Origin of the sequence: Corynebacterium appendicis CIP 107643 (genome assembly GCF_030408415.1) — a bacterium.
GTDB lineage: Bacteria > Actinomycetota > Actinomycetes > Mycobacteriales > Mycobacteriaceae > Corynebacterium > Corynebacterium appendicis.
Genome location: NZ_CP046976.1, coordinates 453134 through 474197 on the forward strand (window position 1 = coordinate 453134; position 21064 = coordinate 474197).

Here is a 21064-nt window from a genome sequence, read left to right on the forward strand (position 1 = left end):
CCGCCCGGCTAGAGAACCGGAGCGGTTTTTAACCTACTGGGTAGGAAACCGCCTTAGCGGTTGGTGCGCAACCGCATGAAAGCGGTACCTGAAATCAACATGGGCCTATTATATCCATTCTGGCGGATTTCGTCTCTGGGCAACGAGGGGGAGTTACCCTACCTCCGAGCGTTTTTAAAGTACACCCGTGCGGGACCGATGAGGATTCGGCGTTGACTGTGACTTTCGCATTTAGATGGCGAGGTTATTCCGACGCTCCGTGGCGGCCTCGCTCACGCAGGCGCGCCGACGTAGTTTGAGATCGGTGGTAGGTGTGCCCCGAGGAAGGTTCGGCTTACGGGACGTTCCTTCGCGGGGGATTGGGAGAGGCTGCTGTCCTCGGTCCAGCACGAAGTCGTGGGGCTGATCCGGCAGAATCGAACCGGAGAAGTCGGGCGGAGGGGTCTCGCGTCGACGAGGATGGACGGTGAAGGGAGCGACCGTGATTAAGATCCTCAACCGCCTCGTCGATGAGATCGAGCAGCGCCTCGGTGACGACCTCGACATCGACGAACTCGCCCGCACGATGGGAACGACGGGCTACCACGCCCGTCGCATGTTCTCGTCGCTGGCCGGGATGCCGGTCTCCGACTACGTGAGGCGGCGGCGGATGACCGTCGCTGCGACTGATGTCGTCGGGGACGAGGATCTGCTCACGATCGCCGTGCGCTACGGATACGGATCGACCGAAGCCTTCGGGCGGGCGTTCCGTTCCGTGCACGGCGTGAGCCACGGCGATGTCCGTCGCAACGGTGGCCCCCTTCGCAGTCAACCGCTACTCAGGTTTCACCTGACCGTCGAAGGGAGCACTCCCATGGATACCCGAATCGTCGAACGCCCCGCATTCCGTCTAATCGGCCACGCCGCTCGGGTGCCGCTGATCTACGAGGGCGTCAACCCACACATCCAGCGGCACATCGAGTCGCTGCCCGCCTCCGAGCACGAGCGACTCAAACAGCTCAGCAACACCGACCCATCCGGGCTGCTGCAGGTCAGTGCCGATGTCGATCCCGACTACACCGAGGGAAGCGAACTGACCTATCTGCACGGCGTGGCGGTCCGCGCCGAGGCCCAGGTTCCCGAGGACCTCGACACGATCGACGTCGACGCGGGCACGTGGGTGGTCTTCCGAACCTCTGGTCCGCACCCGGCGGCCCTGCAAGAGGCGTATGCGGCGTCCGCAACAGAGTGGTTCCCCTCCAACCCTTGGCGGCTGCGCCCCGGCCCCTCAGTCGTCTCGGTGCTCGACCACGCCCCGGACTTCAGCACGGCGACGTGCGAGATCTGGATCCCCATCGAGCGCGCCTGAGCGAGATGCGGGCCGGGCTCCGGCGTTTCTGGAGTCCGGCCCGGCGCATGTGCTGCACCCGAGAGCCTCCGTACAGGCCCTGTCTACTTGGTAGGTACCGTTCGGCCATCCGCATACGGAACGCGGTCCACGGTCCGTCGCCTGCGTGAGCGAGGCCGCCACGGAGCGTCGGAAGAGCCTCGCCATTTAGCGGACGAAGTCACAGGTAGTCCGCTCGATCCGTTGTCTCTTTGGGGTACACCCAAGCGCCACAATCTGCACCGTTCGCCATGGATTGCCCCAGCTTTTTGCTGTAGTTTTTACTGCTTCTACAGAAAGCAAGCACGCTTTGAGCTCGTTCGAGTTACTGGAGCTTGAACTCTACGATGTCGACTTTGTCATCGGCAGCTAATCCGGGATAGTGAGTATCTAGCGCTTCCTGAAGCTCGGAAAGGGAGCCAAAACCGTCATTTCTAGCTTGCTTTTCCGACAATTCACTTCGCTGGGTAGAGGCAACGGACGTAACCTGTGCCTGGATAGTGACGACCTCTCCGGATTCTTTCTCGAAGACAATTTGGGCACTTCCTTCATGGAAAGGATCATCTACCCGGATGGTTTGTTGCTTTTCTCCGCTACGAATTGATTCCTCGTAGCCTTCCCACATGTAGATGCGCTGCTCTTGTTCCATATCTCGCCAGTTGAATGCGAATGGCAAGAGTTCTTCTACGGTAGGTGCTTCAAGTCCATTGCTTCCGCGCACGATGCACCGGATGGACGGATCAACATCAAAAAGCACCTGGCGGCATTTACCGCAGGGAGGAATAATTTGACCAGTAGGTCCGTATACGGCGACTACTGCTTGGATTGGGTCCTCTGGATAACTAGCAGCATGGTTGGCTAAAGCCGAGATCTCCCCGCAAGGACCACCGAGGAAATGGTGCGCGTTCAAACCGAGTACGTGTTTTCCTGATTTGGTAAGGAGCGCTGCGGCTACAGTGTGGTCTTCTCCGTCCTGAAAACGCTGTGCATGGGTGGTTGCTTTGGCCAGTAAATTTCGAAGTTCGTTGGTAATCACTCTTTAAGGGTAATAATTGCCAACGCGCTTTATCTATGTGAAGACAGAGATCGTGAACACCGGGGTTTCTGAGATGTACGGGAGTGTCAGGAAGTTTGTGTGTGAGGCTCTGATCTAGAAGGAGTTTCACCGATAATGACTACGGTGTCACCGAAGAAAGGCCATGACCCGGCGAGGGTCAACGAGATCAGCGAGAAGCTGATGGAAAATCCTGAGCTCGCCAGCTTGATCAGCGAGCTGTCGACCACCGCTGATGATGCAAGCGACCTGGTCAAAGGCCCGCTGCAGGCATCGATCAACGCTGGTCTGCAGGCAGAGATGGATGCACATTTGGGCTATAGCCATTCCGACCGCAAGGCCAAAGCCCAAGTGGAAACCGCGCAGGAGAGCAATCACCGCAACGGGTCGTACACCAAGACCGTCAATTCTGGCTACGGCGCAGTGGAAGTGACCGTGCCCAGGGACCGTGTCGGCACGTTTGCACCGAAGATGGTGCCCAAGGGAGCACGCCGGCTGACAGAGCTCGACGACATGATCGTCTCGCTGTATGCCGGCGGGATGACAGTGCGCGATATTCAGCACCATCTCGCAACCACGCTTGGGGTGGATATGAGCCCGGATACGATCAGCACGATTACCAATGCGGTGTTAGACGAGGTCATGATCTGGCAAAACCGCCAGCTCGACGAGTTTTACCCGGTGATCTTCCTCGACGCACTACGAGTCAAAATCCGTGACGGTCACCGCGTGGTCAACAAAGCCTGCTACATGGCTGTTGGCATCGACATCGACGGCATCAAGCACATCTTGGGATTGTGGATCGCTGATAATGAAGGCGCCGCATTCTGGGCATCGGTGTGCGCGGACCTGGCCAACCGGGGTGTCCAAGACGTGTTCATCGTCTGCTGCGACGGGCTGAAAGGTCTACCGGAAGCCGTGGAGGCAACCTGGCCAAATTCTATGGTGCAGACCTGCATTGTGCACCTGATTCGGGCTGCGAACCGGTGGGTGTCCTACCAGGACCGCAAATCTGTCTCCCGGGCGCTGCGTGAGGTCTACACGGCCGCAAACGAGGACACCGCCCGTGCCGGCTTAGACGCCTTCGAGGCCTCAGAGTTGGGCCAGAAATACCCGCAGTCGGTCAAAGTCTGGCGCGACGCCTGGGAGCGGTTCATACCGTTTCTGCAGTTCCCGCTTGCGGCACGGCGGGTGCTCTACACCACCAACTCGATCGAATCGCTCAACGCTTAAACTGCGCAAAGCCACCCGTAACCGGGGCCAATTCCCGAACGATACTGCGGCACTGAAGACGCTATGGCTGATGATCTGCAACATCGAGGACAAGCGCGCTGCCCAGCGAGCGAAGAAAGCGAAACGTGACATCGAATGCAACGGCTATATTGAAGGAGCGAAAGCCACCGGATGGAAACAAGCCATCAACCAACTAGCCGTGGCGTACCCCGACCGATTCGCGGACTACTTGTAACCCAAGCCCCCGCACACAAACAATCGGACACCCTCAGATGTACCAATCGCTTACATAGCAAGACAGGACCATACGAGGACGTTGAGTGGATAGAGCGTGCCGCACCCCTATATTTAAGGATGTGGAATCGCCTACCCCTCCGGGTTAGAACCCGCTAGATCCACTTCGCAATCGGGTACACCCAAAGCGAACAGTCTATGATTCATGAGAGTGCCTGTTCGTTAGGGTGGGTTTATGGATAAACGAACAGATGTGTCGCTTCCTCTAGACATTCCCGAACAACCAGAGGCTGTTGCGGGGCAGAAAATCGGCTACGCGCGTGTTAGCTCCAAAGACCAGAATCTCGACCGACAGTTGGCGGCGTTGAAGAAGGAAAAAGTCTTCCGCATCTTCACCGATACGGTGAGTGGTTCGTCCACCCAGCGCCCCGGCTTAGATGGGGCGCTTAATTATGTGCGCGCCGGCGATCAACTTGTGGTTATGAGTATGGATCGGTTGGCGCGGTCGTTGATTGACTTGCACCGCCTGGTCGATTAGCTGACCAGTCAGAATATTGTCGATTAGCTGACCAGTCAGAATATTTCGGTGAAGTTCCTGAAAGAGGGGCAAACCTATTCGTTGAATTCGACGCCGATTGCCAAGCTCATGCTCGGGTTGCTTGGCTCGGTGGCGGAGTTTGAACGCGCGATTATTCGCGAGCGCCAGGCCGAAGGTATTGCCAAAGCGAAAGCCCGCGGCGTCTACAAAGGACGCGCCACAGTCCTCAACGAGGAACAAGTAGCGCAAGCGCGCACGTGGGTGGGGGAGGGCATTCCCAAAGCGGAAGTCGCCCGCCGCCTCGGGATAGGGCGCACCACACTGTATAAGTACCTCAACCAGTAAGGCCTGACGTAACCCGGTCTCTGTGGAGCTGTGGGAGCTCCCCTAACCAGAGCACGGGATTAGCGGCGTGTGACGGTGGGTTTGTGCGGCAGGTGCCAGTTGGTGGTGTGGCTGCTACCAGGTTCCCGGTTCGGACTTGGTGAAGGAGCCGTTGAATATGTTGCGCTTGTAGTACGCCTGGTTTTTCAGGTAGTCGGTGAGGAGCCACCCGTCGCCGATGCCGGCGCCACTTTGCATCCTTAGCATATTGTCATCGCAAAAGCGGTACAGGGAGTCAGAGTCGGGGAAGGAGTCGGGGAAGTCTTCGGGGCGGATTTCTTTGTACATGGTAAGGTTTCTTGTCTTATGGTGTGGTCGTGCTGGTTCTATCAATCCAGACGGCGGCTTCCCAGTCAAGAGGGCAGGTGTATTTGTCGGTGGATTCCACCATCTGTCGGAGTCTGTGTTGATAGTCGATGTATTTCTCGGAGGTTAGTGTTGACCAGGCGTTGGGTGCCGCGGGTCGTGTGACACCTGCGCTGGCGGCTTCCTTGTAAACGTACTGATCGACAGGGACGTGCAGGTAGGGATAGAGGCGCTGCACATCGGGGTGGTCGAGGACGGCGAGATATTTCAGCGTCATGTTCAGCCACTTTTGGGCTTGGCCGTAGTGGAAGGAGAACGGCCGGCTGCCATGCTCATGGTGTGCGAAGTTGTCGCAGGTTGTGCGACACCAGTGGTCGTGCTGGGCATCGAAGCTGGCTTGCGAGTCGATGGTCGCGAGATTATCGACGAAAGATTGAATCGAAGCAATCGTTGATCTCTTGAGTTCGGAGCGTGATTGGTGGGTGCCGAAACCGCGTAGGGTGCGTTGCAGATCAGCGTAGGCGCGACGTGCGACACCGTGGATCGCCTGCTCGCTGGTGACGTTGGCTGTAGCGACCTTTGTGCCGAAGTAAAAAGCGATAAGGCTGCGACGTTGAATTTGGGTGTCCATAGCCTCATTCTTCCAAAAAACGGACGCACCCCGCCTCCTGATCAAACTTCTTCGGCATGTTCGAAGATTTTCCCATCTACTCAAACGGAACAAAACCAGGGGCACTTCACTACAAAAGCTCACATATCGCTGCTTTGCGGAGGGGTGGGATATTTCTGCACAATGTCCGGCGGGGCGGCCTTGTAGGCGTTGGGCTGTCGTGTGACCGACGGGAGGGTTGCTAGTCCATCTGTAGGACCATGCGCAGCTCCGTGAATGGTGCGGGGCAGACGCTGTGGGTGACGGTTTTTCCGCGGCGGATTTTGGTGAGTAGGCCAGCGTCGGTGAGCTTCTTCAGGTGGTGGGAGACCGTGGGCTGGCTCAGGCCGGATTGCTCAGCGAGCTCGGAAACGCTGATCGGGCCGCAGCCGTCTTCGGCGAGCTGGGAGAGGAGTCGTAGGCGTGCTGGGTCGGCGAGCACTTTGAACAGCTGGGCGTAGCGGTCGGCTTCCTCGTCGGTGAGCAGACCGGCGCTCAGCGAGCAGCAGGCTGTTGGGTCTGCTGCCGGTGGGGTGTTCGGGGAGGTCATGATTCTCTCTCTCATATTGACAGGGATCAATAATAGCATTACGTTTCGTATTGACAATCGTCGATACGAAAGGTGGGCTATGTCCGACCCAGTTGCGGCGCAGGAACCTGCGCGCATGTCATTTCTCGACCGATTTCTGCCTGTGTGGATCATCCTGGCGATGGCGCTGGGGCTTGGACTAGGGAACTGGTTCCCTGGACTCAGCGGGGCGCTGCAGGGCATGGAGGTCGGCGGGATTTCTCTGCCGATCGCGCTCGGCTTGTTGGTGATGATGTACCCGCCGCTGGCGAAGGTGCGCTACGACAAGACGAAGGAGATCACCAGCGATAAGAGGTTGATGATGGTGTCGCTCATCCTCAACTGGGTCGTCGGCCCGGCGGTCATGTTCGCGCTGGCATGGATCTTCCTCGCTGATGAACCAGAGCTGCGCACGGGCCTGATCATCGTTGGCCTGGCGCGTTGTATCGCGATGGTCCTGGTGTGGTCGGACTTGTCGTGCGCGGACCGGGAAGCCACCGCGGTGCTCGTGGCGATCAACTCGGTCTTCCAGGTGCTCATGTTCGGCGTGCTGGGCTGGTTCTACCTGCAAATCCTGCCCAACTGGCTCGGGCTGTCCACCACGTCGGTGAACTTCTCCTTCTGGGCGATTGTGACTTCCGTGTTGGTTTTCTTGGGCATCCCACTTCTTGCTGGCGTGCTCTCGCGCATCATCGGGGAGAAGACCAAGGGGCGCAATTGGTACGAGGAGAAATTCCTCCCGGCGATCTCCCCGCTGGCGCTGATCGGTTTGCTGTACACGATCGTGCTGCTGTTCTCCCTCCAGGGTGAGCAGATCATCGCCCGTCCGTGGACGGTGGCACGGGTGGCGGTGCCGTTGCTGATCTACTTCGTCGGCATGTTCGCGGTGGGACTCATCGCATCGAAGATGTCGGGGATGGGATACGCGCAGTCGGCATCGGTGGCGTTCACCGCTGCGGGCAATAATTTCGAGCTGGCGATCGCTGTGGCCATCGGCACCTTCGGCGCGGAGTCGGCGCAGGCGCTCGCGGGCACCATCGGCCCGCTGATCGAGATCCCGGTGCTTGTCGGGCTCGTCTACGTTATGCGGGGGATTGGCCCGAAGCTGTTCCCCGGCGACCCGACGCTGCCGGAACGACAGTCGTCCCCAGCGGGCGCATCCGCGTAAAAAGGAGTACATGATGGCAATTACTCCGAAGGTCCTGTTCGTCTGCGTCCGCAACGGCGGCAAATCCCAAATGGCTGCTGCATTGGCGGAAAAGCACGCGGGGGACAAGCTCGACATCCACTCCGCCGGCACGGAACCGGGGACGTCGATCAACGCTGAATCGGCCGCTTCTCTGGAAGAGGTCGGCGCCGACATGTCGGGCGGGCACCCGAAAGCGATCGACCCGGAGCTTCTCCGCACCGCGGACCGTGTCGTTGTTATCGGTGAAGAAGCACAGCTCGAACTGCCCGACGACGCAAAGGGCAGTCTCGAGCGGTGGGTGACGGACGAGCCATCTAAACGCGGAATCGAGGGCATGGAGCGCATGCGTTTGGTTCGCGACGACATTGACGCGAAAGTCCGCGCACTCGTGGGTGACGTGCTCGGGGAATAACAGTGTTGCCTGTTAGCGGCCAGCTATAAGTGGACGACCTCCACCCCGGCCCACTTTTCGGCCAGGTACTCCGCAGCCACGATGCGGTGGCAGGTGGAGGGGTCGGCCTCGGAACACAGCAAGGCCGCGTGGTCGAAAGTGGCCTTGGTGGGCATCTCCCGGTCGTCGAATTGTGCGCGGAGTTTGTCCGCAAACTCGTCGAACGGCAGACCTTCCTTCCTGTAGGCGTGCATGAGGTCTTCACTCGGCGCGAGTTCGAGAACGTGCTCGTAATCGATGTCGGCGATGGTCTTGAGGAACCAGGCGAGGTCGTCCTTCTTGGTGAAGCCGGCGAGCTGATTCGTGTTGTGCCGCCGGATGTCCACAACCCGCTTCACGCCGTTGTCGCGCAGCAGGTCGAAGAATTCCTCGGCGCTCTTCTGCGAATATCCGATGGTGTAAAGCTTCATGTCCGACATGGCGACCAGTGTAGGTCTGGCGGTGCGGCTGCGGAGCGGGACAAACACGCAGGAACTCCGCAGTGCGGAGTCGGCGGAGTGCCGGTTGCCGTTGAACTTCCTGAGTGGGGTGGTGACGCTGCGCGCCTTGCTGCAATGTCCCGATATTGTGGTGCGCATGACAGTTCAGGACATTGCTCGCATTGAATCTGAAGTAGCCCAGTACTGGGGTGAGGTGCGCTACGTGGAAACGGCGTCCTCGACGAACACGGAGCTGATGGCGTCGGGGGAGCCGGGGCACGTGCTCATCGCCGAGCAGCAGACCGGCGGCAAGGGGCGGCTCGGCCGCGTGTGGGAAGCGCCGGCGGGGGCGAGCCTGCTCATGAGCGTGGCGATCGAACTGGTGCACACCGACGACCTGGGCCTGGTGTCGTTGGCGGCGGGATTGGCCGTGACGGACGTGATCCCGAACGCCCAGCTGAAGTGGCCGAATGACGTGCTGCTGAACGGCAAGAAGTTCGTGGGGATTCTCGGCGAGATCGACACGACGGCGGAGATCCCGAAGCTCGTCGTGGGGCTCGGCGTGAACGTGGCGTGGCGTGAAGAGGACCTGCCCACCGACTGGTCGACGGCGCTGAATCTCGAGGGCATCGACGTGGACTGGGACGAGTTCACCATCGATCTGCTGGGGGCGCTGGGGCGCCGGCTCGAGCAGTGGCAGGACCGCGACGAAGCGCTTCTCGACGACTACCGCGCTGTGTCTGCCACCATTGGCCAGCGGGTGCGCTTGGACACGGTGGAGGGGATTGTCGAGGGGATCGCGGGGGACGTCGATAAGCGGGGCGCGATTGTCGTCGATGGTGTCAGCTACTCGACTGGCGACGTGACGCACCTGCGTACGAGCGATTAATCTCTTGGCCGTGGCAAAGATCAAGCTCGGTAGGGGAGAAGTCGTCCTGGCGGACATGACGCCGCCGCTGCGCGGCGTGATCTTCCCCTTCCTCGAGCTGATCATCGCGACCGCCCTGTTCTGGATGCTCATCGGGTGGATGGATGCCGCCGGGGTCGACGCGGGCATCCGCAACGCCGTCGTGGGCATTTGGTTCATCGTCGTGCTCTGGCGGTTTGTGCTTCCGCTCATCCGGCAGCGGCGCCAGCGTTTCATGGTGACCAATAAGCGCGTGATGTTTGTGCCCGGCGGGCGCGGGCGGACCGAATCCATCCCGCTCGCGCAGATCAGCGGCGTGCGCCGGCGGCGCGGCGGCATCGACATCGGTCTCCTCGGCTACGGCGAGGCCGTGCACTTTCCCGACGTCGGGCGTGCCCGGCGGGTCGAGGCGCTGATTGCGGAGAGGTTGTTTTAGGCGTCGGGTAGGTTTTGTGCCACTTATCGGTCAGGTGGTGGCACGAAAAGTGTCTATTTGATATGTTTTGTGCCATGGAGAGTGGCGAGGCGACTGAATTGTTGGGGGATCTGGCGTCTCAACAGTGGGGGTTGTTCACGTCTGCTCAGGCGCGCGATCTGGATATCAAGACATCGGATTTGCTGCGACTTGAGAAGGCCGGAGTGCTAGAGCGGGTTCGTCACGGCGTCTACGCCATAACGGGCACCGCATTGTCAGCAATGGTTGAACTCAAAGCCCAGTGGCTGGCGATCCGGCCCGACATGATGGCAGCCGATCGTTTGGGTGATGAGTCCCTTGCCAAAGAAGCAGTTGTTTCCCATTCCACTGCAGCAGATCTTTGGGGGATTGGTGACTTGTGGCCGGACGGCTACCACTTCACGGTCCAGAAAAGGCGCCGAAGCCGCCAGCCGGAGGTTCATTTCCACAGAGCCGATTTGGAGGACGGCGCATGGGAGATTCATAAAGAAGCCGGGCTGCCAATCACTACCGTCGCTCGAACAATCGCCGATCTTGCGGATGCTGGCCACGAAGCGGAGCATTTGATGAGTTTGGTCTCTGATGCGGGGAACAAGAATCTGGTTAGTCACACGGAGCTGTTCGAAGCACTCTACGGAAAAGAGACAGCCCTAGGTTTGAACATGGGAGAGGAGGACGGTCTGCGCGCACTTCTCGCCGACCGTCTTGGCACTTATGACTTCGATCCTCGAATCGCGCAAGCCATTGACCTCAGACTTCAGCCGATTAGGGAATCGTTCAGTGGAATCGCACAAGCCATCTGGAGTGACACAACGATGTCTAACGAACTCAAGTTGGCTATGAAGCAAGCAACAGAAGCAATGAACCAGTCTTTTTCCACGGGGATAAATGCTGATCAAATCCTCCGTCATGCGTTGCAAAACAACCCAAAAGGAAGCCGAGGGAAATGACTGATCGGCCCGCTAAGGTCAGGAAGACGCACAATCAGATAACCGGCGCGCTGAAGAAAGAGGCGAAGTCAAGAGGGCTGCAGCCGAACACCGTTTATAACCAGTTTTTTCGAGAGGTCTTCCTCAACGAGCTGATGCAAGCGGACGCCGGATGGGTGTTGAAGGGTGGAACTAATGTCTATTGCCGAATCCCGGGGGCTCGACATCGGACCTGACCCCTGTTTGGTAGACACCTCTGATTCCGGCTGTGTTGAGTCGGGGAAAGGTAATCTACCTCCATGCCTAGGAAGGTTTATTCGGATCAGTTCAAGCGCGACGCGGTCGCGATGTACGAGAACGATCCACAGGTGTCGTTGAACGCTGCGGCCGCTGATTTAGGGATCAACCGCTCCACGCTTCGCGTATGGGTTGATAAGTACGGAACTGGCACGAAACCCCAGCTTTCAGCGGGCTTACGTGCTGATCGTGCGAGGCAACTGACCGATGCTGAGAAGCTACGTCAGCTGCAACAGGAAAACGCCCGCCTGAAAGAAGAACGCGATATTTTGCGTAAGGCAGCCAAATATTTCATGGAAGAGACGAACTGGTGATCCGCTTCCGGTTCGTTGATGACCACCGCACCGATTACTCGGTCAAGCGGATGTGCACCGTACTCGGGTTAAACCGCAGCTCCTACTACAAATGGAAAGCTAGCAGCGCCCAGCGGCACCGCAGACTGGTTGATGATGCCATACTCGGAGCCAAGGTCCAGGCCATCTTCGACGACAAGAAGCAGCTCTACGGCGCAAAACGCATTGCCGCCGAGCTGACTTTCAACGATGCGTACAGTAGCACCGGACCGGTCAACCATAAGCGCATCGCCCGGATTATGAGGAAGCTTCAGCTGCGCGGCTACACGAAAAAACGTAAGGTCACGACAACGCAGCGCGGGAGTCATCGCTTTATATTCGCTGACCTGGTCAAGCGTAACTTCACTGCGCCAGCTGCCAATAGGATCCTCGTCGGCGATATTACCTATCTGCCGATCGCAGACGGGTCGAATATGTATCTGGCTTCTGTGATTGACTGCTACTCGCGGATGCTCGTCGGCTTCGCGATCGCAGACCACATGCGCACCGACCTCGTCGAAGAAGCGCTCGAGCATGCTCGCCGTGCCCGTGGCAGTCTCTCCGGGGCGATCTTCCACTCAGATCATGGCAGCGTGTATACCTCATCGCAGTTTCAGGCTGTCTGCCGAAGACTCAACGTCACCCAGTCGATGGGAGCAGTTGGCAGCAGCGCTGATAATTCACTCGCGGAGTCGTTTAACGCGGCGTTGAAACGAGAAGTACTCAAAGACCAGAAAGTCTTTTCCAATCAGCTAGTCTGCCGGCGCGACGTCTTCGCATGGTGTGCGCGCTACAACACCACCCGAAGGCATTCCTGGTGCAAGTACCTCACACCCATTGAGTACGAAACTCACGCTTCCTAACAATGCGCTAGAGTAAAGCCAATAATTTCACCCCCACGGTGTCTACTTTCCGGGGGCCGGGCCCGACGAAGGATCTGGATCTTTATCGACACGTAGATCCGACCTCAGCATTGAGCGCAGCAGAGTTTCTGGTGGAAGTCATGAATGGCCATCAAGCAGGGCCGTACACCTTTGATTTAGAGCGGACCTTTAGGAAAACGATGGCGGGACCTGTCGAGAACGAGCGGGTAACAGTGGCTGTTCTGCGCGGTGCGGGGAACGAATTCGCAGAATTCAATATTGATGTCAGCGGTGACCTTGATGTCAGCGGCTCCGTTGATGAGGTGACAGTGAAAGCCAGCTTTGACCTCGTCACCGATTTCTTTCCTAATGCCTTCCAAGTCACTTCGTACCCAGTGGAAAACCAGATCGCGGACAAGGTCGCTGCAATGTATGACCGTTATGGAGAAACACCACCGGGGAAAGCGTCAACCCGCTATCACGATTTCTTTGACATCGCCCTGATGGCATCAAAGCTCTCGGTTGCAGCAGATTCGCTGAGACGCGCGTTGGAACAACAATGCAAACTGCGCGGGGTAGACCTTCCAAACCAAATGAGGGAGCCTGAACCAGGGCGGGGATATGCTTACGAGCGGAAGGCGACCAAGCTCGGTTGGGGGAGCGAAGAACTTTGTGCCTTCGAAGGGGCGCTGGCGATTGCGAGTCGGCTTCTCGACCCGCTGCTAGCTAAAGCCCCGAGTGTTCACGGCGCGACCTGGGATCCCGTTACCTCCTCCTGGAAGGTTGACGGTTAGCTCTTCACTTCCGTGGTGTGGATCTGCTCGTCGATGTCGTCGGGGGAGAGGTTCCCGGCGGCGAAGTCCGCGGACAGCGGAAGGTGGAGCTCCATGTCGGTGCCGGGGCACAGCTCGATCTTTGCGTCGTCTACCGTGTAGTCGAGGACGTGGCCGCCGGACGTGCGCTCCTCGTCGATGAAGTGCACGTGGCAGCCTGGGATGCCGATGCCCTTCGCGTACTTCGGGGTGCGGAAACCGCCGATGATGCCGTGGGCGTTGTCGAACGTGATCTCCTTGTCGTCGCCCACCGCGTCGCGCATCGGCGGGTACGGCTTGGACTGCTTCGTCACCGTGCGCGTAGTCACGGTCGTGAACGTGCCCGTGATGCGCACCGCGTGGAAGTAATTGCCCGACGGCTCGAGGTCGTCGATGAACTTGGACAGCTCAGCGCGCTTCATGCCCTTCGGCGCGTCCGCGACGATCTTCGGCACGAAGTTGGTTACCTGCGCGAACGGGCTGCGCTGGTCCAGGTCGGCGATGGTGGCGGTGCCGTCGCTGCGCAGCTGGTAGCACGTGCCGTCGAGAATGAGCATCTCGCCGTCCAAGCCGTCGAAGGTGCCTAGGCCGAAATTGCCCTTGGACAGGATCTGCCCGATGGTCATCTCCCCGTCGTAGATTCCGTCGAGAAGCGCGGACATCAGGGAGTTCTGGAAAACCGTGTGGCGGCCAAATGTCGTCATGGGGCCGATGGTAGCTGTCTCGGCGGGCGGCGGGGCACTGCTGCGCGTCGGCGGCTGGGCTGAATGCGTGCGGTACCTGCTTGTTCACTACAGTGGGCAAGCGTGACTAACACGCAGAGAGATGCACAGGGAATGCCGATCATCGCGGTGATCGGCGACGGCCAGTTGGCCCGCATGATGCACACGGAGGCGATCGAGCTGGGGCTCGCGCCGCGGGTGCTCGCCGGCAGCGAGGACGCGTCGGCGGCGCAGGTCTTCGGCGACGTGCGCATCGGCGACTACACAGACCTGGACGACCTGAAGGCAGTCGTCGACGGGGCAGCGGCGGCCACGTTCGACCACGAGCACGTGCCCAACGAGTACCTGGACGAGCTGATCGCGGCGGGCGTGAGCGTGCAGCCGCAGCCGCGCGCGCTGATCTACGCCCAGGACAAGCTCGAGCAGCGCCGCAAGATGAAGGAGATCGGGGCACCGGTCCCGGAATTCGCGCCGATCGAATCCGCGGCCGACGCCGGCGAGTTCTTCGATTTCGTTTCCGGCGAGATGTGCCTGAAAGCCACCCGCGGCGGCTACGACGGCCACGGCGTGTGGTTCCCGGACTCCCGCGAGGAGGCGGAGACCCTCGTTACGGACCTGCTGGACAAGGGCACGCCGCTGTACGCCGAGCGCAAGGTCGACTTCGTCCGGGAGCTCTCCGCCATGGTCGCGCGCACCCCGTCCGGCGAGGTTCAAGCATGGCCGGTCGTGGAATCGCGCCAGCGCGACGGCATCTGCGTCGAGGCCATCGCACCCGCGCCGGGTATGAGCGACGAGAACGCCGAGTACTGCCGCGAGCTGGCTGTGAAGATCGCCACCGAGCTGGACGTGACGGGCGTGCTCGCGGTCGAGCTGTTCGCCGCGGGTGGTGAGATCACTGTCAACGAGCTGGCCATGCGCCCGCACAACACCGGCCACTGGACGCAGGACGGTTGTGTCACCAGCCAGTTCGAGCAGCACCTGCGTGCGGTGCTGGACTGGCCGCTGGGCTCGGTCGAGACCACGGCGCCGTACACCGTCATGGTCAACACCCTCGGTGCGGACACCGAGCCATCCGAGCCGATGGAGGAGCGTGTGAAAGAGGTCATGCGCCGCTACCCGGACGCCAAGGTGCACCTCTACGGCAAGGGCCACCGCCCCGGACGCAAAATGGGGCACGTCAATATCGCCGGCGACGACCTGGACACCGTGCTGGAGCGGGCCACGGCGGCGGCGGACATCATCGTCAACGGCGCTGGCGCCGCTGAGTAAGAGAGCGAGGGAGCGCACATGGAACCGCAGGTAGGAATCATCATGGGGTCCGACTCGGACTGGGACACCGTCGCGCCCGCGGCGGAGGTCCTCGCCGAGTTCGGCATCCGCTTCGAGGTCGGAGTCGTCTCCGCGCACCGCACGCCGGAGAAGATGCTGGCGTACGCCAAGGGAGCGCACGAGCGCGGCCTGCAGGTCATCATCGCCTGCGCGGGCGGAGCGGCGCACCTGCCGGGCATGGTCGCGGCCGCAACACCGCTGCCGGTCATCGGCATTCCGCGCGCGCTAAAGGACTTGGACGGCCTCGATTCGCTGCTGTCCATCGTGCAGATGCCAGGTGGGGTGCCCGTGGCCACCGTGTCCATCGGCGGCGCGAAGAACGCCGGCCTGCTCGCCGCGCGCATTCTCGGCTCCTCCGACCCGGCGATCCAGCGCCGCATGGTCGACTACCAGGCGAATATGGCCCAGGAAGTCGAGCGCAAGGACGAGGCGCTGCGCGAGCGCCTCCTCGGCGGCGGTGAGTAGCTCACCCGACCCCGTGGTGGTGCTCGGGGCGCGCATCAAGGAGGGCCGTCCCTCGCGCATGCTCGAAGCACGCTTATCGACGGCTCTTACACTCGCCCATTCCCGCCCCGCCGCTCCCGTCGTGGTGACGGGGAAGGGGGAGTCGGGCGTGATGGCCCGGTGGCTCATCGCGCACGGGCTGCCCGCCCCGCGCATCGTGGAGGAGCCCGAGGCGACCTCGACCAACGAGAACCTGGAAAACTCCCGGAAGCTCTTTCCGGATGCCGCACGCCTGGTCGTTGTCACCAACGGCTTCCACGTCGCGCGCACCAAGGTGTGGGCGGCGCATCTCGGCGTGCCCATCACAGTGGTGGCCGCGCCGACGCCGAAGAAATCGCGGCTGAAGAACTACGCCCGCGAGGTCATTGCCGTCCCGCACTCCGCCGCGCGCGTGGTGTGGCGCAAACTCGCGCGCCGCTGGTTCGGGCGGTGAGGGGTGCTGTGCGGCCCGCTGCGGCTATGCGCGGCGGGCGGTGACCTTCTCGGCCTCGGCGATCTGCTCGATGCGGTCGGCGGACGCCATGCCCGCGATGACGACGACGGAGCCGCCGGCGGCGAGCGTGGCCATGACATCGGCGTCGAATTCCTCGCGCTGCGTCCAGGCCGGAATGAGGACGCGTTCGACGGTGCTTGCTGCTGCGCCCTTCCAATCGGAAAGCTCGGGGGAGTTGCCGAAGTACTGGTCGCCGTAGAAGCGCACGGTCGGGCCGAAATCGACCACGCCGGGCGGCAGCGTCCCGCCCGTCTCCGTCACGCCGCGGCCGAACGGGTCGTCGGAGACCGCCACGACGTCTGTGCCCTGCGGCCAGTTCTCCACGCGGTCGACCGTGGTGAAGACGAGATCGGGGGCTGTTGCGGGTGCTGCGCTCTGGTCGTCTGCGCTGTTACTGCTGTTCTGGCCGACGGTGAAGGTGAGGCCGGCGTTGTAGATGCCGATGGGCAGTACGGCGGCCTGCCAGGAGACGGGAAGGTCCACAAGGATCGCCGGGGTGTCGTCGGGGTCGTCGAACTCGAATTCCTCGACGAGCATGTTGGCGATCTTGTTGGCCCAGTTTTCCAACGTCACGCCGGAGAACTCCATGCGCGTGCCGGCGGCCTCGTCATAGACCGTCAGCCGGGGGCTGGCCGGGTCGGTGGACACGATCGGTGCGAGCAGGCTCATGGCGTCCCATCGTAGGGAAAAGACTGTGGCCAGGTGAGGGCCGGGGTGCGGAACGTGGACAGTCGTCCGGGTTTTGCCAGGCGGAGGCGCTAGTTCACGCAGCGGGGGCCGGTGCCGCCGGCGTTGATCTCGGGTGCGACCTCGGCGGCGCCGAAGTCCTCGCCCGGAGTGCCTACGGTGTCCTCTTGAGTGGGTTCCTCGGCGGTGGTGTCAGTGGCGTCCACCTCGTCGGAGGCGGGGCCGGTGTAATCGTCGGCGGTGACCACGATGACAGAACCCGGGGTGAGGGACTCGTTGACCGTCACCGGCAGGCCGCCGAGCAGCTCGGCGAGCTCGTTGGCCGCCGGGTCGTCGGCGGTGGGGGCGACGATCTGCGATTCGGTGTAGATGCCCGGGGTGGCGTTGCCGATGCTCTCGATCGTCAGCTGTTTTTCCTCCAGGAAGCCGCCGACAGCGGCGGCCATGCCGGAGGCGTTGCCCGCGTTCAGGAGCGTGACCGAGGCGTTGGCCAGGTCGGGGGAGAGCTCCGTGGCGGCGCCGCCACCACCGTCGCCGTTGTCGCCAGCGTCTTGGTTCTCGCCGTCGGCGGGGGGCTCGGCCTCCTCCTGCTCCTTGGCCAGGTTCTCCATGAAGGTGTGCACCTGCTGCGGGTCGACGGTGACGATGGACTCTCCGTAATCGCCCACGCCGTTGACGGAGGTGACCGGGATGGTGGAGAACGTGACGTTGCCGGCAGCCAGGTCGGACATCTGGCTCACCAGGGACATCACATTCCAGCCGGAGTCGACGTTGACGGAGCGCTCGACTGCGTTGGACAGCTCACGCAGCTTCGCCGGGTTGGACAGCGTGCCTGCCGAGATCGCCTCGTTGACCAGGGAGGCCATGAAGACCTGCTGGCGGACGATGCGGTCCAAATCGCCGCGGGGCAGGTCGTGGCGCTGGCGCACGAACGCGAGAGCTTCCTTGCCGTCCAGGGTGGAGCGGCCGGCGGGGAATTTCGCGCCGGAGAGCGGCTCGTCGACAGCCTCGTTCAGGCAAACCTCCACGCCCCCGACAGCGTCGGTCAGCAGCACGAAGCCGAGCAGGCCCACCTGCGCGTAGTGGTCGACTTCGACGCCGGTGAGGTCGGCGACGGCGTCGATAAGCCCTTGCTGCGCGGCTTGGGCGACTTTCTCCTCGAGGTCCTTGCCTTCCTTCTCCCCGTCGGCGAGGAGCTCTTCGCGCTTGTCGTTCGCGTACTGGCCGTAGATGCCGTTGATCTTCGTGTTGCCGTACGTCGAATCGTGGATGTACGTGTCGCGCGGAATGGACACAGCGGTGGCGCGGGAACCGTCGTTGGGCACGCGGATCACCATGATCGTGTCCGTGTTCAGCTCGCCGTCGGACTCACCCGCGTTCAGGCGCGCCAACTCCTCCTCGGACAGGGGATTGCCCTGGGCGTCTGTGCGGGAATCGGAACCGACCAGCAGGATGTCCACTGCGCCGTCCTCGCCGTCGAGCTCATCGTCCGAAAGCGATAGGTCCGACGACGACAGGTTTCCGCCCAAGCGGCCCACGGAGTAGTAGCCCATGCCGGAGACGATCAGGATGAGGGCAGACAGCACCGCCAGCACCGTCTTCAGTGCCGGGTGGCCTGACTGGCTGATGTCCTTCACGCGCGACGGGGCCGGCTGGATATCGCGCACCGGCCGGTATTTCTCGCTCACGAAACGCTGCCCCTCTAAATCGTCCACACCTTTTTCGCCCCCGTCCGCGTGGTGCGCACGCTGCTGCGGGGCAGCCCGGCGCAACCCAACGCGAAGGGTTGGTCACAATAGGTGGGAAGTATAGTGCACGCATCCGCGCGCGCCGGGATCCAATAGCAGCTGTCGGTTGTAAGCTGCCACACTGTGAGTACGACTTTTGGACGAGACGCCGCGGCGGCGGGGGATGCTGCACCGCTGGCTGTGGTCACCGTGACGTTCTCGCCGGGGAAGCACCTGGCGGGGCTCGTCGATACGCTTGCTCAAGCGACGGGGCGCGCAACGCGCCTGATCTGCGCGGACAACGGCTCCACCGACGGCGTGCCGGAGGCGATGGCCGCCGAGCGGGATGACGTGGATTTCCTCCCCACCGGCGGAAATATCGGGTACGGCGCAGCGATCAACGCCGCCGCCCGGCACCTGTCCTCCGCGCGTGAAGCGGGCGAGATCGACAGCGAGTACTTCCTGATCGTCAACCCCGACGTGGAATTCACGCCCGGTTCTCTCGATGCGTTGCTCGCGTGCGCGCACGACTACCCGCGCGCCGGAGCCGTCGGCCCGCGCATCGAGGAGCTCGACGGCACCGCCTACCCGTCCGCGCGTGAAGTGCCCACGTTGCTGACCGGCATAGGGCACGCCGTGCTGTACCCGGTGTGGCCCTCGAACCCCTTCAGTAAGGCGTACAAAGCGGGGGAGAACCTCACCACCGTGCGTTCCGCCGGCTGGCTGTCCGGCTCGTGCCTGCTCGTGCGCTGGGAGACCTTCGACGCGATCGGCGGCTTCGACGAGCGCTACTTCATGTACTTCGAAGACATCGACTTCGGCGACCGCCTCGCCCGCGCCGGCTGGGACAATATCTTCTGCCCGGATTCAGTGATCTTCCACGACCAGGGCCACTCCGCGAAGAAGCACTCGCGCGTGACCGTGCCCGCGCACCACGATTCCGCCTACCGCTTCCAGGCCGACCGCCACCCGCACGCCTGGCAGGCGCCGATCCGCGCCGCTTTGTGGCTGGGCTTGAAAGGCCGGGCCATCATCGCGCGGCTGTGGGGCAGGCGCTGAATCCGGGGAGTTCGGGGCGTGCTCTTAGGTAGCGTCCAGCCTGCCGGGCCACGTCAAAGCCCTACTTTGCCCACTTGAAGCGATAGGTTAATCCGCAAGACAGGTAGCAACCAACAGAAAGGCCGCTCCACACAATGGCTCCCACGGTAGATCCCTCCCAGATCGATGCAGTCGTGCTCGTCGGCGGGCAGGGAACGCGGCTGCGGCCGCTGACAGTGTCCACGCCGAAGCCGATGCTGCCCACCGCCGGCTACCCGTTTCTGGCGCACCTACTCGCCCGCATCAAGGCAGCGGGCATCGAGCACGTGGTCATGGGCACCTCCTATAAGGCAGAGGTCTTCGAGGAGTACTTCGGCGACGGCTCCGAAATGGGCCTGGACATCGAATACGTCGTCGAGGAAGAGGCCCTGGGCACCGGCGGCGGTATCCGCAACGTCGAGTCCCACCTGCGCTACGACACCGCCATGATCTTCAACGGCGACGTTCTTTCCGGTGCAGATTTGGGCGGCATCCTGCAGACGCACGTGGACAAGGACGCGGATGTCACGCTGCACCTCGTGCGCGTGCCGGACCCGAGCCAGTTCGGCTCTGTGCCCACCGACGCCGACGGGCGCGTGGAGGCATTCCTGGAGAAGACGGAGGCTCCGCCGACAGACCAGATCAATGCCGGCTGCTACGTCTTCCAGCGCGACGTGATCCGCTCCATTCCGGAAGGCCGCGTCGTCTCCGTCGAGCGCGAGACATTCCCCGGCCTGCTCAAGTCCGGTGCGCGCGTGTACGGCCACGTCGACGCGAGTTACTGGCGCGACATGGGTCGCCCGTCCGATTTCGTGCAGGGCTCGTCGGACCTTGTCCGCGGCATCGCGCCCAGCCCGCTGCTGGAGGGGCGCACGGGGGAGGCGCTTATCGACGAATCCGCCGGCGTCGCCGGTGGCGCCATCCTGGTCGGCGGCACCTCCGTCGGCCGGGGGTCCACCATCGGTGCCGGCTGCCGCCTCGACGACTGCGTGGTCTTCGACGGTGTGACCATCGAGCCGGGCGCCATGATCCGCGACTCCATCATTGCCTCCGGAACCACCATCGGCGCCAATGCCCGCATCCAGGACTGCGTCATCGGCGACGGTGTGAATATCGGCGCACGCTGCGAGCTCCAGGCCGGCATGCGTGTGTGGCCGGGAGTGGATATCCCGGATCTCGGAGTGCGTTTTTCGCCGGACGCGTAGCGACACGCCGGGGAACCAGCGGATTAGTTGGCAGGTCTCTGACCCACCACTATATGTAGTACCCCCGACCGCCACCCCCGTAGCGTGGGTTATGTGGCGTATGTGACTGATGTGGCGCGCGACGGCCGAAACCCGCGTTAATGCCCTGCGAAGCGATAGTTTTGTCCCGCTTCGTGTTGACGCTATTTAGTGCGCGAGGGTTGAATCACACTTGTGTAATCAGCGGCGGCCACACTTTACGGGGGCGGTGCTGACGGCATCGCACCATGGCGGGCATTGGAAGTTAGTGCCACGACAGCAACACGGCGACAGACAAGACTCAGAAAGGGGACGGC

23 protein-coding genes and 2 pseudogenes are annotated in these 21064 nt (G+C 61.9%); 16 read left to right on the forward strand and 9 right to left on the reverse strand.

Going from position 1 to position 21064, the window contains the following annotated elements; translation table 11 throughout:
• Positions 1-53: 53 nt before the first annotated feature.
• Positions 54-101 carry an erythromycin resistance leader peptide gene (locus tag CAPP_RS11165; RefSeq protein WP_076600019.1) on the reverse strand — a complete coding sequence of 16 codons (48 nt, stop codon included), beginning with the start codon at positions 99-101 and terminating at the stop codon, positions 54-56.
• 365 nt (positions 102-466) lie between these two features.
• On the opposite strand from CAPP_RS11165, the gene CAPP_RS02330 reads away from it, so the two are divergent.
• Positions 467-1348 carry an AraC family transcriptional regulator gene (locus tag CAPP_RS02330; RefSeq protein ID WP_234959012.1) on the forward strand — a complete coding sequence of 294 codons (882 nt, stop codon included), beginning with the start codon at positions 467-469 and terminating at the stop codon, positions 1346-1348.
• A gap of 343 nt (positions 1349-1691) precedes the next feature.
• Here CAPP_RS02330 and CAPP_RS02335 read toward each other — a convergent pair whose 3' ends face one another.
• Positions 1692-2402 carry an ASCH domain-containing protein gene (locus tag CAPP_RS02335; RefSeq protein WP_076600012.1) on the reverse strand — a complete coding sequence of 237 codons (711 nt, stop codon included), beginning with the start codon at positions 2400-2402 and terminating at the stop codon, positions 1692-1694.
• A gap of 135 nt (positions 2403-2537) precedes the next feature.
• Between CAPP_RS02335 and CAPP_RS02340 the strand changes: the two are divergent.
• The 3 genes and pseudogenes from CAPP_RS02340 (at position 2538) to CAPP_RS11265 (ending at position 4770) form a co-directional block, all read left to right on the forward strand.
• A pseudogene (locus tag CAPP_RS02340) lies at positions 2538-3888 on the forward strand (IS256 family transposase).
• 234 nt (positions 3889-4122) lie between these two features.
• A pseudogene (locus CAPP_RS02345) lies at positions 4123-4620 on the forward strand (recombinase family protein); the annotation flags it as partial.
• Positions 4603-4770 (forward strand): helix-turn-helix domain-containing protein, encoded by a 168-nt coding sequence (locus tag CAPP_RS11265; RefSeq protein ID WP_435383747.1) that lies wholly within the window; start codon positions 4603-4605, stop codon positions 4768-4770. The pseudogene CAPP_RS02345 and the gene CAPP_RS11265, both read left to right, overlap by 18 nt.
• Before the next feature lie 114 nt (positions 4771-4884).
• Here CAPP_RS11265 and CAPP_RS02350 read toward each other — a convergent pair whose 3' ends face one another.
• The 3 genes from CAPP_RS02350 to CAPP_RS02360 form a co-directional block, all read right to left on the reverse strand.
• Positions 4885-5097 (reverse strand): hypothetical protein, encoded by a 213-nt coding sequence (locus CAPP_RS02350; protein ID WP_076600022.1) that lies wholly within the window; start codon positions 5095-5097, stop codon positions 4885-4887.
• 16 nt (positions 5098-5113) lie between these two features.
• Positions 5114-5746 (reverse strand): hypothetical protein, encoded by a 633-nt coding sequence (locus tag CAPP_RS02355; RefSeq protein ID WP_084560791.1) that lies wholly within the window; start codon positions 5744-5746, stop codon positions 5114-5116.
• A 220-nt stretch (positions 5747-5966) separates the two neighbouring features.
• Positions 5967-6314 carry an ArsR/SmtB family transcription factor gene (locus tag CAPP_RS02360; RefSeq protein WP_076600023.1) on the reverse strand — a complete coding sequence of 116 codons (348 nt, stop codon included), beginning with the start codon at positions 6312-6314 and terminating at the stop codon, positions 5967-5969.
• A gap of 79 nt (positions 6315-6393) precedes the next feature.
• Between CAPP_RS02360 and arsB the strand changes: the two genes are divergently transcribed.
• Both arsB and CAPP_RS02370 read left to right on the forward strand, forming a co-directional pair.
• A complete protein-coding gene (gene arsB, locus CAPP_RS02365) occupies positions 6394-7500 on the forward strand; it encodes an ACR3 family arsenite efflux transporter (protein ID WP_076600024.1) in 1107 nt (368 codons plus the stop codon).
• 13 nt (positions 7501-7513) lie between these two features.
• Positions 7514-7933 carry an arsenate-mycothiol transferase ArsC gene (locus CAPP_RS02370; protein ID WP_076600025.1) on the forward strand — a complete coding sequence of 140 codons (420 nt, stop codon included), beginning with the start codon at positions 7514-7516 and terminating at the stop codon, positions 7931-7933.
• 23 nt (positions 7934-7956) lie between these two features.
• On the opposite strand, the gene CAPP_RS02375 is transcribed toward CAPP_RS02370, so the two are convergent.
• Positions 7957-8391 (reverse strand): DUF488 domain-containing protein, encoded by a 435-nt coding sequence (locus tag CAPP_RS02375; RefSeq protein WP_084560801.1) that lies wholly within the window; start codon positions 8389-8391, stop codon positions 7957-7959.
• Positions 8392-8548: 157 nt separating this feature from the next.
• Between CAPP_RS02375 and CAPP_RS02380 the strand changes: the two genes are divergently transcribed.
• The 5 genes from CAPP_RS02380 to CAPP_RS02400 all read left to right on the forward strand — a co-directional run bounded on the left by CAPP_RS02380 (position 8549) and on the right by CAPP_RS02400 (position 12967).
• Positions 8549-9280, forward strand: a complete 732-nt coding sequence (locus CAPP_RS02380; protein WP_076600032.1) for a biotin--[acetyl-CoA-carboxylase] ligase — start codon at positions 8549-8551, stop codon at positions 9278-9280.
• Between the two features lie 10 nt (positions 9281-9290).
• A complete protein-coding gene (locus tag CAPP_RS02385) occupies positions 9291-9734 on the forward strand; it encodes a hypothetical protein (RefSeq protein ID WP_076600026.1) in 444 nt (147 codons plus the stop codon).
• 74 nt (positions 9735-9808) lie between these two features.
• Entirely contained in the window at positions 9809-10702 is an 894-nt protein-coding gene (locus tag CAPP_RS02390) for a type IV toxin-antitoxin system AbiEi family antitoxin domain-containing protein (protein ID WP_084560802.1), read from the forward strand.
• Positions 10703-10980: 278 nt separating this feature from the next.
• Positions 10981-12173 (forward strand): IS3-like element IS3502 family transposase gene (locus tag CAPP_RS02395; protein WP_259799086.1). Its coding sequence is split into 2 segments (ribosomal slippage): positions 10981-11269 and positions 11269-12173, totalling 1194 coding nucleotides; the frame shifts between segments, so codons are not numbered across the junction.
• Positions 12174-12211: 38 nt separating this feature from the next.
• Complete coding sequence (locus CAPP_RS02400; RefSeq protein WP_076599782.1) at positions 12212-12967, forward strand: nucleotidyl transferase AbiEii/AbiGii toxin family protein; 756 nt, start codon at positions 12212-12214, stop codon at positions 12965-12967.
• On the opposite strand, the gene budA is transcribed toward CAPP_RS02400, so the two are convergent.
• Entirely contained in the window at positions 12964-13689 is a 726-nt protein-coding gene (gene budA / locus CAPP_RS02405) for an acetolactate decarboxylase (RefSeq protein WP_076599783.1), read from the reverse strand. The genes CAPP_RS02400 and budA overlap by 4 nt on opposite strands.
• 102 nt (positions 13690-13791) lie before the next feature.
• Here budA and CAPP_RS02410 point away from each other — a divergent pair, with 102 nt between their 5' ends.
• The 3 genes from CAPP_RS02410 to CAPP_RS02420 are packed head-to-tail and all read left to right on the forward strand — an operon-like array spanning position 13792 to position 15973.
• The gene (locus CAPP_RS02410; RefSeq protein WP_259798863.1) at positions 13792-14976 is read left to right on the forward strand and encodes a 5-(carboxyamino)imidazole ribonucleotide synthase; all 1185 of its coding nucleotides are present in this window, start codon (positions 13792-13794) and stop codon (positions 14974-14976) included.
• 18 nt (positions 14977-14994) lie between these two features.
• Entirely contained in the window at positions 14995-15501 is a 507-nt protein-coding gene (gene purE / locus CAPP_RS02415) for a 5-(carboxyamino)imidazole ribonucleotide mutase (protein ID WP_076599785.1), read from the forward strand.
• Complete coding sequence (locus tag CAPP_RS02420) at positions 15494-15973, forward strand: YdcF family protein (protein WP_084560667.1); 480 nt, start codon at positions 15494-15496, stop codon at positions 15971-15973. The genes purE and CAPP_RS02420 overlap by 8 nt, the downstream gene beginning before the upstream one ends.
• Positions 15974-15997: 24 nt before the next feature.
• Here the strand turns inward: CAPP_RS02420 and CAPP_RS02425 are convergent, their stop codons facing one another.
• Positions 15998-16702 carry a TIGR03089 family protein gene (locus CAPP_RS02425; RefSeq protein WP_076599787.1) on the reverse strand — a complete coding sequence of 235 codons (705 nt, stop codon included), beginning with the start codon at positions 16700-16702 and terminating at the stop codon, positions 15998-16000.
• 89 nt (positions 16703-16791) lie between these two features.
• On the reverse strand, positions 16792-18408 hold the full coding sequence (locus CAPP_RS02430; RefSeq protein WP_076599788.1) for an LCP family protein: 1617 nt from the start codon (positions 18406-18408) through the stop codon (positions 16792-16794).
• 183 nt (positions 18409-18591) lie between these two features.
• Here CAPP_RS02430 and CAPP_RS02435 point away from each other — a divergent pair, with 183 nt between their 5' ends.
• Together CAPP_RS02435 and manB are read left to right on the forward strand one after the other, a co-directional pair.
• A complete protein-coding gene (locus tag CAPP_RS02435; RefSeq protein WP_076599789.1) occupies positions 18592-19506 on the forward strand; it encodes a glycosyltransferase family 2 protein in 915 nt (304 codons plus the stop codon).
• A 134-nt stretch (positions 19507-19640) separates the two neighbouring features.
• Positions 19641-20729 (forward strand): mannose-1-phosphate guanylyltransferase, encoded by a 1089-nt coding sequence (gene manB, locus CAPP_RS02440; RefSeq protein ID WP_076599790.1) that lies wholly within the window; start codon positions 19641-19643, stop codon positions 20727-20729.
• Positions 20730-21064: the final 335 nt, after the last annotated feature.

What these genes read in the sequence shown, in the direction of transcription:
- CAPP_RS02350 (WP_076600022.1), bottom strand. Translation starts at nt 5,097, where the DNA reads ATGTACAAAGAAATCCGCCCCGAAGACTTCCCCGACTCCTTCCCCGAC.
- CAPP_RS02355 (WP_084560791.1), bottom strand. Translation starts at nt 5,746, where the DNA reads ATGGACACCCAAATTCAACGTCGCAGCCTTATCGCTTTTTACTTCGGC.
- CAPP_RS02360 (WP_076600023.1), bottom strand. Translation starts at nt 6,314, where the DNA reads ATGACCTCCCCGAACACCCCACCGGCAGCAGACCCAACAGCCTGCTGC.
- arsB (WP_076600024.1), top strand. Translation starts at nt 6,394, where the DNA reads ATGTCCGACCCAGTTGCGGCGCAGGAACCTGCGCGCATGTCATTTCTC.
- CAPP_RS02370 (WP_076600025.1), top strand. Translation starts at nt 7,514, where the DNA reads ATGGCAATTACTCCGAAGGTCCTGTTCGTCTGCGTCCGCAACGGCGGC.
- CAPP_RS02375 (WP_084560801.1), bottom strand. Translation starts at nt 8,391, where the DNA reads ATGTCGGACATGAAGCTTTACACCATCGGATATTCGCAGAAGAGCGCC.
- CAPP_RS02380 (WP_076600032.1), top strand. Translation starts at nt 8,549, where the DNA reads ATGACAGTTCAGGACATTGCTCGCATTGAATCTGAAGTAGCCCAGTAC.
- CAPP_RS02390 (WP_084560802.1), top strand. Translation starts at nt 9,809, where the DNA reads ATGGAGAGTGGCGAGGCGACTGAATTGTTGGGGGATCTGGCGTCTCAA.
- budA (WP_076599783.1), bottom strand. Translation starts at nt 13,689, where the DNA reads ATGACGACATTTGGCCGCCACACGGTTTTCCAGAACTCCCTGATGTCC.
- purE (WP_076599785.1), top strand. Translation starts at nt 14,995, where the DNA reads ATGGAACCGCAGGTAGGAATCATCATGGGGTCCGACTCGGACTGGGAC.
- CAPP_RS02425 (WP_076599787.1), bottom strand. Translation starts at nt 16,702, where the DNA reads ATGAGCCTGCTCGCACCGATCGTGTCCACCGACCCGGCCAGCCCCCGG.
- manB (WP_076599790.1), top strand. Translation starts at nt 19,641, where the DNA reads ATGGCTCCCACGGTAGATCCCTCCCAGATCGATGCAGTCGTGCTCGTC.